At 69.6% G+C, this 12680-nt stretch carries 8 protein-coding genes and 1 pseudogene; 8 read left to right on the forward strand and 1 reads right to left on the reverse strand.

Translation table 11 applies throughout. From position 1 onward, the window contains the following. Positions 1-128 precede the first annotated feature (128 nt). The 5 genes from AB0E07_RS27540 (at position 129) to AB0E07_RS27560 (ending at position 7252) form a co-directional block, all read left to right on the forward strand. Positions 129-2168: a lantibiotic dehydratase family protein gene (locus AB0E07_RS27540; RefSeq protein ID WP_362257672.1), complete on the forward strand. Its 2040-nt coding sequence runs from the start codon at positions 129-131 to the stop codon at positions 2166-2168. An 11-nt stretch (positions 2169-2179) separates the two neighbouring features. After that, complete coding sequence (locus tag AB0E07_RS27545; protein ID WP_362257675.1) at positions 2180-3235, forward strand: lanthionine synthetase C family protein; 1056 nt, start codon at positions 2180-2182, stop codon at positions 3233-3235. Positions 3236-3270: 35 nt separating this feature from the next. Continuing rightward, positions 3271-5313, forward strand: a complete 2043-nt coding sequence (gene fxlM / locus AB0E07_RS27550; RefSeq protein ID WP_362257678.1) for a methyltransferase, FxLD system — start codon at positions 3271-3273, stop codon at positions 5311-5313. Positions 5314-5317: 4 nt separating this feature from the next. Continuing rightward, complete coding sequence (locus AB0E07_RS27555) at positions 5318-6430, forward strand: hypothetical protein (protein WP_362257680.1); 1113 nt, start codon at positions 5318-5320, stop codon at positions 6428-6430. A 498-nt stretch (positions 6431-6928) separates the two neighbouring features. After that, complete coding sequence (locus AB0E07_RS27560; protein WP_362257683.1) at positions 6929-7252, forward strand: hypothetical protein; 324 nt, start codon at positions 6929-6931, stop codon at positions 7250-7252. Here the strand turns inward: AB0E07_RS27560 and AB0E07_RS27565 are convergent. After that, complete coding sequence (locus tag AB0E07_RS27565) at positions 7244-8443, reverse strand: IS110 family transposase (RefSeq protein ID WP_362257891.1); 1200 nt, start codon at positions 8441-8443, stop codon at positions 7244-7246. The genes AB0E07_RS27560 and AB0E07_RS27565 overlap by 9 nt on opposite strands. Before the next feature lie 253 nt (positions 8444-8696). On the opposite strand from AB0E07_RS27565, the gene AB0E07_RS27570 reads away from it, so the two are divergent. The 3 genes and pseudogenes from AB0E07_RS27570 to AB0E07_RS27580 all read left to right on the forward strand — a co-directional run bounded on the left by AB0E07_RS27570 (position 8697) and on the right by AB0E07_RS27580 (position 12663). Further along, positions 8697-9881: an IS4 family transposase gene (locus AB0E07_RS27570; RefSeq protein WP_362257686.1), complete on the forward strand. Its 1185-nt coding sequence runs from the start codon at positions 8697-8699 to the stop codon at positions 9879-9881. A 220-nt stretch (positions 9882-10101) separates the two neighbouring features. Then, a pseudogene (locus AB0E07_RS27575) lies at positions 10102-11814 on the forward strand (ABC transporter ATP-binding protein); the annotation flags it as partial. A 243-nt stretch (positions 11815-12057) separates the two neighbouring features. Next, positions 12058-12663: an SMI1/KNR4 family protein gene (locus tag AB0E07_RS27580; protein WP_362257690.1), complete on the forward strand. Its 606-nt coding sequence runs from the start codon at positions 12058-12060 to the stop codon at positions 12661-12663. Positions 12664-12680 lie beyond the last annotated feature (17 nt).

Consider the following 12680-nt stretch of genomic DNA (forward strand, 5'->3'; position numbering starts at 1 on the left):
ATGGCCGACAACGTCGGCAACGAGAAGATGATCGAGCAGGCGGAGAAGTTCGGCTACAACAACCCCGAGCTGGACACCCCGGTCCGCGCCGCAGAGCCCGCCACGCCCAGAAGATAAGGAAAGCGCTGATGACACGGCAACGGCGAAGCCTGTACGAGGCCGCGGGGCAAGCCATGCTGCGCGCCGCGGTCCACACGACCGAGCCCACGATGCGGCCTTGGCCGACGCGCACCGCGCCCACGGAGGAATGGCGCGCGTGGCTGACCACGGTGTGGTCCGACACCGCCTTCCGACGTGCCGTGTCGCAGGCCAGCCCCCATCTGGCGGACCAGGTGCAGGCCATCATCAACGGCCGAACGCCGAAGGCACGCCGGATGCGCCGGGCGGCTCTGGCTACCGCCCGCTACGCGATCCGCTACGCCCGCCGCTCCACCCCCTACGGCCTCTTCGCCGGCGTCGCCCCGCTCGACTTCGCCGAGACCACGTCCGTCCGCGTCGGCGACGAGCACCAGGTGGTGGCCCGGCCCGAGCCGACGGGACTAGAGGAGATGCTCAGCGACTGGGAGAGCGACGCGGCGCGCATGGCCGACGTCAAGGTTTGCGTCAACAACCTGTTCCAACAGCGTGACCAGCACATCCACGTGCCCTCCGAGGGCGACGCGGTGTTCCGCCTCGCCCTGAGCCCTGCACTGCGCCTCGTCCTCGATCTGGCGCGATCGCCGATCGTGTACGGCCAGTTGTCCGCGAAGCTGGCTGCGGAGTTCCCCACCGTGAGTGACACGGCGCGAGAGCGGCTGCTCGGTGAACTGCTGCGGGTCCGGCTGCTGCGCTCGTCGCTGCGCGCGCCTTCCACCATCGCCGACCCCACCGACGTCCTGCCACCTGCCGCGCGCGCTCGGGCAGCGGGCCTGCGGACCGCGTGCGACCTGCGGCTGGACGCCGACGTACGACTGCCCGAACCGGTGCTGACCGAAGTGGAGACCGCGGCGAGCGTCTTGACCCGCGCGGCCACCCACCCGACCGGAACACCGACCTGGCAGCAGTGGATCGAGCGGTTCAGCGAGCGCTACGGCGAGAACCACCTGGTGCCGGTGGACGTGGCCACGGATCCCGAACGGGGTGTGGGCTTCCCGGACGGATTCCTCACGCCGAGCGAACCGCCCCGGCCGATGTCCCGACGCGACCGGATGCTGCTGGACCTGGCCGGAACCGCCGCCGCCGAAGGCATCCGAACCGTCTCACTGACCGGGGCAATGATCGAGGAACTGGAAACAGCGGCTGGCGGCAAGGGCCATGGCCTGGCTCCCCACCTCGAACTTGCCACGCAGGTCCACGCCTCCTCCGTCCCGGCGCTCGACCGGGGCGACTTCCGGTTGCGCGTGCTGGCCGTCTCCCGCTCGGCCGGATCGATGACCGGCCGGTTCTGGCACCTGATGCCGGGTTCGGAGACTGCGTACGCGAACCTGCCCACCGTCGATCCGGGAGCGGAGCTCGTCCAGCTTTCCTTCCACGCCGGGCGGGCACCAGCGGACCTGCTCACCCGCGCGCCTCAGGCCCTGCCCTGCGTCGTCAGCGTCGGCGAGTTCCGGCACCCCGCCCCGCACGTCCTCTTCCCACGCGACCTGTCGGTCACCGTCGCCGACGGCCGCCCTCATCTGGTCGAGGCCGCGACGGGCAAGCCGCTGGAGCTGCTCGCCCCCACCGCCATCAACTTCCTGTGGAACAACTACACCCCGCCGATGGCGCGCTTCCTCGGCGAGATCAGCCGCGCCGTGTCCCCGCAGGTGACCTGGTTCGACTGGGGGGCTGCCTGGGCTCTGCCCTTCACTCCGGCCCTCACCTACCGGCGCACCATCCTCACCGCCGCCCGCTGGAAGATTCGCCGCAGCATCCTGCCTGACCGCACCGCGCCACTGGAGCAGTGGGCTGACCAACTCCACGCGTGGCGGGCTCGGTTGGGGGTGCCGGAACAAGTCCTGCTCGCGGAGGACGACCAGCAGCTTCCCCTTGATCTCACCCGCGACGTCGAACTGGACCTGCTGCGCGCGCACTTGGATGCCAGCCGCATCGGCGTCGCAACCCTGCACGACGCGCCCCCGCCGGACGCCGACGGGTGGATCGGCGGTCGGTCCCACAGCATCGTGATTCCTCTGGCCAGGCGCTCATGAGGACGCCGACCGTGCCCCGTACGCAGGACCTGTCCGAGGGCGCCCTGGGCATGGCCCTGCTCGGCATCGAGCGCCGAGACCTGATCACAGCGCGCCGCCACCTCGCCCGGGCCACCGTTCAAGGGGTGAGCACCGGCAGCAACGCCAGCCTCTTTCACGGCGCGCCCGCCCTGGAGTTCGTCCTGGCCCGTGCCCATGGGGCCGGAGACGACGTCCGCGCGGCCGTCGACCGCGTCGTGGACGCCCGGCTCGCCGCCGCCCACAGCCGTCAGGCCGCTGGCATGCTGCCGAACCTCGCCGAATGGGACCTCATCCGCGGCCTGACCGGGCTCGCAGCGCTGCTGCTCACCCGGCGCCCCGTCGCGCCCCGACTGCCCGATGTGCTCGCCTGCCTGGTCGTGCTCGCCCGCCCCGCCCGCGGCGGGGACCGGATGCTTCCGGGGTGGTGGTCGGCGGTCGGCCCGGACGGCAAGGAGATGGCCGGCGGGCACGGCAACAACGGCATGGCCCACGGCATCGCCGGGCCGCTGGCCGTTCTCTCCCTCGCCCTACGCGAAGACGTCCGCGTCCCTGGCCAGGAAGAGGCTGTCGACGCGTTCACAACCTGGCTGGAGCAGCACGGCGCCCACTACTGGTCCACCGCAGCCCACCTGAACGCCGACCAGCCACCCGAAGCGGAACCCGCCCGCCAGTCCTGGTGCTACGGCCAGCCCGGCATCGCCCGCGCGCAACAGCTCGCCGCGCTCGCCCTCGGCAACTCCGCCCGCCGCCGAGCGGCCGAGAACAGCGTCGAGACCATCCTCACCGACCCCCAGCAGCTCGCCCGGATCACCGACTCGACGCTCTGCCACGGCTGGGCCGGCCTGCTGACACTCACCCGCGCGGTCGCCGCCGACAGCTCCGAACCCGCACGCTTCACCCCCATCATCCAGGACCTGCACAAACGGCTGACCGCCGACTGGGAGCACCTGACCAAACCAGGCTTCCTGGAAGGCCGGGCCGGCGCCCAACTCGCCTTGCACGACCCGGGCATCGCCGACTGGAGCCGTGCCCTCCTGCTCACCTGACCCCGTCTTGCAGTCCCTCAAGGAGTTCCCTGCCCATGGCCTTCGACGACGAGAACCTGCCCCTCCCACCGGACACCCGCTGGTGGCACGCCTCCGTAGCCTTTCCCGAACCGCCCCACAACGCCGCAAGGGCCTTGGCCACCGCGCTGTCCGGACGCCGATTCCACTTCCTGCGCAAGGACGCCGGCCTGCGCCTGCGCACCGAACCGCCCGCCACCAGCCTGCTGGACCAGCTCGTCTCCGACGGTGTGATCAGCGGCTGGACGGGCGGGATCTACGAGCCGGAGACCCACGCGTTCGGCGGCCCCGAGGGCATGAAGATCGCGCACGACGTGTTCTGCGCCGACAGCCCGGCCGCGCTCGCCGAGACCGGTGCCCCTCGCGCCCGCGAGCGCGCTGTGATGCTGCTGTCCGCCATGATCCGCGCAGCGGGACTGGACCCGTTCGAAGCCGGAGACGTCTACGACCAGTGGGCCGCCCTGCGCCACCCCGTCACCCCTCCCCGAGGGCCCGCCCTGGACAAGGCCGTCTCCGCGATGCGGCGGCTGATGCACGCGGACGCCGCATCACGTCCCGATGCGGAAGCGGGCTGGGCCGAGCGCGTCGCCGCGTTCGAGGACGCCGGCTCCCAGCTGCGCCGGCTCGCCGCCGACGGCCGGCTGATACGTGGAATCAGGGGCGTCCTCGCCCACCACGCGATCTTCGCGTTCAACCGCGCGGGCGTGCCTGTCGAAGCGCAGGCCGCGACCGCGTGGCTCGGCCGTCTCGTCTCCTTCTCCAGCGGAGAAGGAGACGTGTCCACCCGCAAGTCCGCCCCGGCGGACCCTAGCCTCCCTCGAATGGAGACCACCGTGACACCCGTAACCGACCCCCACCAGCTCCGCGAAAGCCTCGCCCAACGGCTCATCGACAGCGGCCACCTGCGCAGCCAGGCCGCCGTCGATGCCTTCCGCTCCACCGACCGGCACGCGTTCCTGCCCGGCGTCGAACTGGAGCGCGCCTACAAGGAGGACGCCGTACCGATCAAGCACGACGAGTACGGGGAGATGATCTCCTGTATCTCCGCACCGTCCGTCGTCGCCACTCAGCTCGAACAGCTCGGCGCCCAGCCCGGCCACAAAGTCCTGGAGGCCGGAGCCGCCACCGGTTACAACGCCGCTCTCCTCAGCAAGATCGTCTCCCCCGGCGGGCAGGTGTGGACCCTAGACGTCGACAAGGACCTCGTCGACGGCGCGAACAAGAACCTCGCCGAGGCCGGCATCGACAACGCCACCGCGGTCATGGCCGACGGTGCGGCCGGGCTGCCCGAGCACGCCCCGTACGACCGAATCCAGTTCACGGTCGGCGCGGGAGACGTCCCGGTCAAGATCCTCGACCAGCTCGCCCCCGGCGGGCGCCTGGTCCTGCCGATGCGGATCCGCGGCAGCATCTCCCGCTCCTTCGCCTTCGAACGCGACGCGGACACGTGGAAGACCGTCTCCTGCGAGATGGCCACCTTCGTCCCGCTGCGCAAGGGCGTCTGCGACGACGTGTACACCCTCGTGCCGATGGCCGGCGAGGGCAACGTGCGCCTGGAGACGTTCAGCGAGCAGGACGTCGACCGCGAGGCGCTGCGTACCGTCCTCGACGAGCAGCAGACCAAGCTGTACACCGGGGTGAAGTTCCGGCAGGGCTCGGCGTGGGAGTGGCTGTACCTGTACCTGGCCTGCGTGCTGCCCAACGGTCTGTCACGCCTGCCGGGCCAGCGTCCGGGATTTACTCCGCACTTCGGCTGGGGCTCCATGGCCGCCGTCGACGGAGGCTCGCTCGCGTACCTGACTGTCCGCGAGGGCGAGGACGAGGAGGGCCGGTATTGGGAGGTCGGGGCTATCGGCCACGGGGAGCGCGGAGGCGACCTCGCCGAGCGCGTCGTAAGCGAGATCCGCGCCTGGGACGCCAGCGGCGGCAACGACGCCCCCGAACCGGGCTTCCGGATGGCCACCGCCGACTCCCGCGACCGGCTGACGGCCAGCGACCCGCGCTTCGTCGTCGACAAGCCCTACAGCCGACTGGTCATCGACTGGGCGGGCAAGGGCTGAGCCGATGATCCCCGCGATAGCCAGCCGCATCCCCCTGGTCCGCCGCACCAAGGCGCCCGCGCTCCCGCTTTCGGAGCGCATCAACCACCTCACCGGGCTGACCGTCGCGCCCGCAGGTGCGGGCCACCACGACCTGGTGGCCCGCACCTGCGGGATCCTCAACTACGCCGCCCTGATCGCCTCCGACGTCGGGTTACCCGGACTGGCCGAGGATCTGTGCTGGCGCCAGCACCAGGTCTTCGCCGACGCAGGGCGCCTCAGCGGCCGGATCGCCGTCATGTCGCTGATGCCGCTGGTCAACCTCTCCCGACTGCAGACCCGCGCCGGCCACGGCGAGTCCGCCTACAGGTTGTTGCACTGCCTCAACGACGCGGCCCGACAACGGACCAAGACCGACATCGACGGCCGCACCGTCGACCTCTCGGCCCTGACCGGCACCGACGAGGACCACCGCACGGTGTGCCATGAGCTCTACATCGCCCTGCTCGTGGACGGCGCCCGCGCCCTCGCCCAGACCGGGCGATGGACCGAGGCCACCGACGCCATGGCCCAGCACCGCGGCATCGGCAACCGACTCCTCGACGGCCGCCAGATCCAGACCATGGCCCTTATGGAGCAGGACCGGGACCAGCAGGCACGCGACCTGATCGACGCCACCCAGCCCACCGAGCCCTGGGAGAACGCCGTCGCCGACCTCCTGCGCGCCCACTGCCGCACCGGCGCGACACCGCTTCCGCCCGCCGACCTCGACCGGGCCCAGCGTGCAGCCGCCTCGCTGCTGGCCGACCCCGAACCCTCGTACACCGCTTTCCAGACCCGGGCGGGCCTCGCCGCCCTGGACCTCGGCGGCAGCGGGCCGCACGCGGACTCGCTCGCCCCCGCTCTTGCCGCTGCGGCACGCCTCGACGCCTACGCCGCACGAGAGGTCCTGCGCCACCCCGTTGCCGCCACGGTCTTGGACGATGAGGCGAAAGACGTGCTGTACGCCGTGACCGCGGCAGCCGGACTGGGATCCGGTGAACTGTCCGCCGACCACCGTGATGCTCTGACGTGCGCGGTCCGTGACGCGGAAACCCAGCTGGAACGGCTGCTACAGCCAGAACCGGCACTCGGATAGGGGGCGAAGTCGCGGCTGACCCGCTGGCCGAGACCTGCGATCTGGCGGTGTCGGCGTCTCGGCCACTTCCTGCCCGCAGCTGCTCCGAGCCAGACCAGGGATCTCACGCCTGCAGGGCCAGCCGACGCAGGAAACAGCAGGCTTCCCAGCACGACCGAATGACGTGTGTTCGATAGCCCGATCGCGTCGTTAGACCTCACGACTCAGCCGCAGCGACCGTCCTAAGGCAAACGATGACCTCTACCGATACGCAGGACCAGCCGCCGCAACCGGAATAGGCGACCGCGCCGGACGACGAAGTCCAGCGGGCCGGTGTTCGAGAGGAGTGCCTCTATCGTGACGAATCGCGGCTCCAGGCCGGCTCCCCGCTGACCTCCCGCACCATGGCGCGACGTCACCCCTCGCTCGCGCGGCGCTCGGTCCAGATGGCGTGGCGCGTGGATCGCGGGGGGGGGTGCCCCTATCTCTTTGGTCAAGGTCCTGGGCCAGGATGGCGGCATGACGATGTGGTTCCGCATCTACTACGAGGACGAAGATCTGTGGCTGTATTTCGAGGCCAGTGACGAAGGCTGGGCAGCACGACAGGTCGAGGTCCGCAGGCAGGACTCGCGCCCGGTGACGGCGGCCTCTCTGGAAGAGGTACTGCACTTGCGTGATCATGCCGATCTCGCCGCCATGTTCCGCTATGAACGGCAGTTCGGGGTCCTTGCCGAGGGTCCGATGGATGGCTGGCGGGACGAGCCCGAGGCAGTCGAGATCTCCGCGGATGAGTTCGAGCGGGTGTGGACTGGGGCCCGCCGGGTTCTCGGCGATTCAGGCTGACCTGGCGGGTTTGGGTTCGTAGAAGGTTCCGTCGCGGAGCATCGCGAACCGGACGTCGGCCCGGCGTCTGGCGAGGCAGAGCAGGGCCTGCGTGTGGTGCTTTCCCTGGGCGATCTTCTTGTCGTAGTAGGCCCGCGACGCCGGGTCGCCGAGCGCGGCGAACGCGGAGAGGAAGAAGGCCCGTTTGAGCTGCTTGTTCCCCCTCCGGGACGGCTGTTCACCGCGGATCGAGGACCCCGAACTGCGGGTCGCCGGGGCGAGCCCTGCGTATGCGGCGAGGTGGCCGGCGGTCGGGAAGGTGCTGCCGTCGCCGACCTCGATCAGGATGCGGGCTCCGGTCCTGACGCCGACTCCCGGCATCGAGGTCAGGACCTTGGAAAGAGGGTGGTCCTCCAGGAGTTCTTCGATCCGCCCGGCCAGCAGTTTCCGCTGGTCAAGGACAGCGGTCAGGGATCCAGCCAGGCTCGGGACGATCAACGCGGCTGCCTCGGTGCCAGGAACGGTAACGGTCTGCTCGTCCAGGGCGGCGAAGATCTCCCCGACCAGCCGCCCGGCCATCCTGGGCGCCTTCGGCCGCAGCAGGGTGACCAGGCGTCGTCGTCCGGCCTTGCGGATCTGGGCCGGTGATCCGAACCGTTCCAGCAGGGCGAGGACTGCCGGGTGCTGCAATCGCGGCCCCAGCACCCGTTCCAGCGAGGGGTGGATCTGCGTCAGCAGGCCGTGCAGTCGGTTGGCGACTCTGGTGGCCTCGCCGGCGAGGTCGTCGTCGAAGCCGACGATCATCTCCAGCTCGGCGATCGTCTCGTCCTGGCCGTCGATGGCCCGCAGCGTGTGGGGCATCGCGCGGGCGGCGTCGGCGATGATGAACGCGTCCTTCGCGTCGGTCTTGGCCTCGCCGGGGTAGAGGTCGGCGATCCGCCGCATCGTCAGTCCGGGCAGGTAGGCGACGAGGCAGCCCATGTCCCGGGCGACCGCCAGCGGCAGGGCTCCGATCGAGGCCGGCTGATCGACCACGACGAGCACCGTTCCGTGCTTGGCCTTCAGCTTGGCGAAAAGTTCGCGGAGCTTGGGTTCGGTGTTGGGCAGCCGCTTGTCGAAGGCCTTTTTGCCGGCCGGGGTGACGGCGGTGGCGTGGTGTTCGCCCTTGCCGACGTCCAGGCCGAGGAAGACGTCGATGTCGCCGGTGTCGATCACGTGCAGGCCCCTCCATCACGCTTTCGTCCGGCCTTGCCAGGGCACCGAGCTGCCACATCCACGTTACGGAGAGCTCTTCCGGCCTTGGGTGAAGCCGGTGCTCAAGCCCCTCATCAGCGGTCCGTCGATGCCTCCGGGCCCGGTGACACCACCCCCCGGATCATGAACAACAATGCCGTTGCTTTTGAGGCTGTCGGCCGGTTGAGTCGGTGTGCTGATATCCCGTCTGGAACGGCTGGGGCTGGGAGTCTTGACCCGGTCGTGCCCGCCGGAGCTGGTGGACCGGGTGGTCGGTGAGGCCGGTCGTTCGGAGAAGCGCCGGCGTCTGTTGTCCGCCCGGTTCACGGTGTACTTCGTGCTGGCGATGTGCCTGTTCCCGCAGGCCGACTACCTGGAGGTTCTGCGCCTGGTGAAGGCCGGAGACCCAGGACTGCGGTCCTGGACCGGGGTCAACAAGTCCTCGCTGACCAGGGCACGGCAACGGCCGGGATGGACCGTGATGCGGGAACTGTTCCGGGCCGTGGCCCGGCCACTGGGCAGGGAAGACGATCTCTTTCACGGGCTGCGGGTGCTGGCCCTGGACGGGACACTGCTGGCCGTGCCGGACTCCGCGGTGAACAACGACGCCTTCGGCAAGTCGGGATCAGCGCGTAGTCCGATGGGATATCCGCAGGCCCGGGTGGTCGCGGTGGCCGAGTGTTCCTCCCATGCCGTGCTCGACGCCGTGGTCGGCGGGTTCAAGGAGTCCGAGCGGATCGTCTCCGACGCCCTGGACGCCCATGGCGGGACCGGCACGCTGTTACTGGCCGACCGCGGTCTGTGGGGTCTGGCCCGTTGGCACAGGCTGCGGGACCAGGGCACGCACCTGCTGTGGCGGATCGAGAGACGCAAGGCCCGCCGGGTGATGGACGTGCTGCCCGACGGCAGCTACCTCGCCCGGATCGAGGCGAACAAGCACAGCAAGGCGGCCGGAACCGTCAAGGCCCCACCGGCCCTGGTCCGTGTGATCAAGTACCGCGTCGACGGCCAGGCCGACATCGTCCGGCTGATCACCAGTCTCACGGACCACGGAAAGTACCCGGCCGCCGAGCTGGCCGCGCTCTACGCCCGGCGCTGGGAGATCGAGCTGGTCTTCGACGAGATCAAGACCCACCAGCGCGGCAGACCGGTCTTGAGGTCGCAGACGCCGGACGGGGTGCGGCAGGAGATCTACGCGCACCTGATCGTTCACCATGCCACCCGGGACCTGCTGAACGAGGCCGCCAGGGTTCACCGGAGCACCGCCGAGCGAACCTCGTTCACTCGGGCCCTGCACGTCGTCCGCCGCATGGTGACCTCACCGAGCGGCTTTTCCCCCCTCAGCCCGCAGACGGGACCGGCACCTTGGGCTCGCCGAGATCGGCCGGAGTCTGTTACCCCGCCGTCGGTCCCGTGACTGCCCCCGCAAGATCCGCTCCTGCATCACCCCGTACGGCAGCAAGGCCCCTGGAGAGCCCGCAAGCCACCGCCGCTCCCCGGTCGTCATCACCCTGAACCACAGGTGGCACGACCACTAAAGCAACGGCATTGTCATGAACTACAAGGGGGGGGGAAGTCATGCCGGACCCGAAGGCCGGTAGCCCCATTGCGGAGCCACGAAGAAGGTAACGGGGGGGACCACCGGCCTGCTGGTGTACCAGACCGCGACCGGCGTCCTCGCGCCCCTCGACCTCCTGGCCGTCACGGGCACGATCAACCCGCTGATCTCGTCGGGCGACATCACCGAGCGGTTATGTGAGGCCGCCCCGCAGCTGACTGTGATCGCCGTCGCCACCGGCCTGCGCGCCCTGCTAGACATCACCATAGTCTGGCTCACCGGCCGGCCGCGCCAGGCGCTCGGGCGGGCAACGGAGCTGACGATGATCGAGCCTGCGCTCGGCGCCGAACTGGCCGCCGGCAACAAGCACGGCTACAACGACGCCTACGACATCGCCGACCGCGGAGCCCAGGTCACCCCGACCTCGTCGAAGAAGCACAGGACGTCCTCGCGGCGACCGCCACATCGCCGCAGGCACAACTGTCCTGACCGTCCTGCACCCCCTGCTCCTGCCCATTCTCACACTCGTCTGCCTGCCGCAGGCCGCCGGGTACGTGCGTTCCGCCCGCGTGATCTACCTCTCGGAGACCTCCGGACGGCGCAGGATGCTGGGCAAGCTGCGCTGGCACATGGCCTATCAGGAGTCCAGCGAGGAGAGGCGCGCCTGTCTGGCCGGCCCCTTCCTGATCGGCCAGCACCGTGGCTCGCCGCCTCGGCCAACGCCGCCGAACACACCGCCGCCAACAACGGTGCCTGGATGGGACTGGCCGGAGCCGTCGCCGGTGGGATCGCCTCGACCGCGGTGTGGGCGGCCCTGCTGTGGCTCCTGGCCTCCGGGCGGATGACCCTCGCGGCCGGAGACAGCGCCGTCTTCGCCCTCCAGACCGCCACCGGCTCTGTACACGGCATCATCGACAGAGGAGCCCGCATGGTGGGCACCGGCTGGTACATACAGGATTGGCAGAACTTCCTCGACAACGCGCGCGGCCAGGCCATGACCCCACGCGGCACCACATGCGTGACCGAAGCCCCCGAACGCTTCGAAGTATGAGACGTCACCTACCGCTACAACGGCGCCCCCAAGAACAGCCTGAGCAACGTGTCCCGCATGCGGCGAGGCGAGATCGTGGCGCTGGTCGGGGAAAACGGCTCCGGCGAGACGCCCCTCTCGCGACTGCTGTGCGGGCTGCTCCTGCCCACCGAGGGCAAGGTGGCTGGCCTGGGACCACACCTCCGCCGCTGACCTGGACCCATGGGCGTCGCGGGACCACGTCGCCTTGGTGCCGCAGCCATTCACGTAGCTGCTGTTGACGATGCGCGACAACATCACCTTCGGGCAGGGTGACACCATCGACGCGGCCCTTCTCGCCGCTTGCGAGGCGCCGGCACCGGCGCCGCGGAGATACTTCCCGGTCTCCGCTCCGGCCTCAGCACCCTCCTGACCAGCGAGTGGTTCGGCGGACAGCAGTGTCCGGCGGGCAGTGGCAGCGTCTCGTCCGCTCACCCGCGCGTTCGACAGGCATGCGGCGCTGCTGGTATTCGACGAATCTACGCTGCCCTCGATGCCCGCGCCGAGCACCGGATTTTCGCCTGCCTGCGCGAGCTGGCCAAGGACCGCGCCATCCTGCTGATCACGCACCGCCTCACCAACGTGGCCGTCGTCGACCGGATCGTGGTGTTGAACGAAGGGCGGATCGTCGCGGAAGGCATCTACGCCCAGCTCACCCAGCAGCCATGGCTGTTCCGGACCCTGTGGGAGCTGCAACTCTGGATAGGCTGCGACACCCTATGATCACCCCGTCCGCGCGAGGCCGCCTTCTGCCAGTCAGCGACACCAGTCCTCCGATGCTCCCTCCCGCAGTCCTGTAAGCCACCTGCTAGGGAGAATCCGGGAGTTGGGTTACACCGGCAGCGTCAACCTGCTGGTCCGCCGAGAAGCCGCATCGCACGTTCGTGACGGTGGTGTTCGAAGGCCACGGCGGTAGGAGTGTCGGGACTGCGATAGCGTGCCGATCTGAGCCGAGAGGGAGATCCCATGTCTCATGCGGATGCTGTCAGGTTGTCGTGGGCCAGGATTGTCCGGTGGTTGGAGGAGAACACCCCCGCCAGTGCGCAGGCCCTCAATCCCCCGGCCACCGAGTCCGATATCCGAGAACTGCGCGGTTCACTAGGATGCCCGCTCCCCGAGGTTCTGGAAACGTGGCTGCGGCTCAACAACGGCAGCACCGCGAAGGATTCCAGAATTTCGACTCCCGGAGGGTTCCGAGTCACCCCCCACCTTGATTCCAAGATCTTCCCTGGCGGTGAGGTGTTTCTCGACTGTCGGCGCATCGTCGACCGATACCAGAATAACCTCCGTGTCGCCGAGGAGATTGGCGATGAGGACTGGTGGGAGCCTTCATGGATTCCGGTCCTGGCCGAGGCGGATGCCCACTACGGGCTGATCCTGGACGCGGGGCAGAGGGACGGAAGCGTCCCGGTGCTGGCCTACCGCGAGACCGACTACCCGAAGAGGTATGCCTCGTCCCTGGAAGAGCTGCTGTCCGGCGTTGCCGACATGCTGGAACACGACTGTGGGGACGGTGTGCTCACGCGGGGGCGCCGGGCGTCCGTCCGCGAGGGACGGGTGGTCTGGGACTGAGCCCGTACATGTCGGTG

This window comes from Streptomyces sp. NPDC048002 (genome assembly GCF_040653275.1).
Taxonomy (GTDB): Bacteria; Actinomycetota; Actinomycetes; order Streptomycetales; family Streptomycetaceae; genus Streptomyces.

Coding starts and splice junctions, on each gene's coding strand:
- AB0E07_RS27540 (WP_362257672.1), top strand. CDS start 129: ATGACACGGCAACGGCGAAGCCTGTACGAGGCCGCGGGGCAAGCCATG.
- fxlM (WP_362257678.1), top strand. CDS start 3,271: ATGGCCTTCGACGACGAGAACCTGCCCCTCCCACCGGACACCCGCTGG.
- AB0E07_RS27555 (WP_362257680.1), top strand. CDS start 5,318: ATGATCCCCGCGATAGCCAGCCGCATCCCCCTGGTCCGCCGCACCAAG.
- AB0E07_RS27560 (WP_362257683.1), top strand. CDS start 6,929: ATGACGATGTGGTTCCGCATCTACTACGAGGACGAAGATCTGTGGCTG.
- AB0E07_RS27580 (WP_362257690.1), top strand. CDS start 12,058: ATGTCTCATGCGGATGCTGTCAGGTTGTCGTGGGCCAGGATTGTCCGG.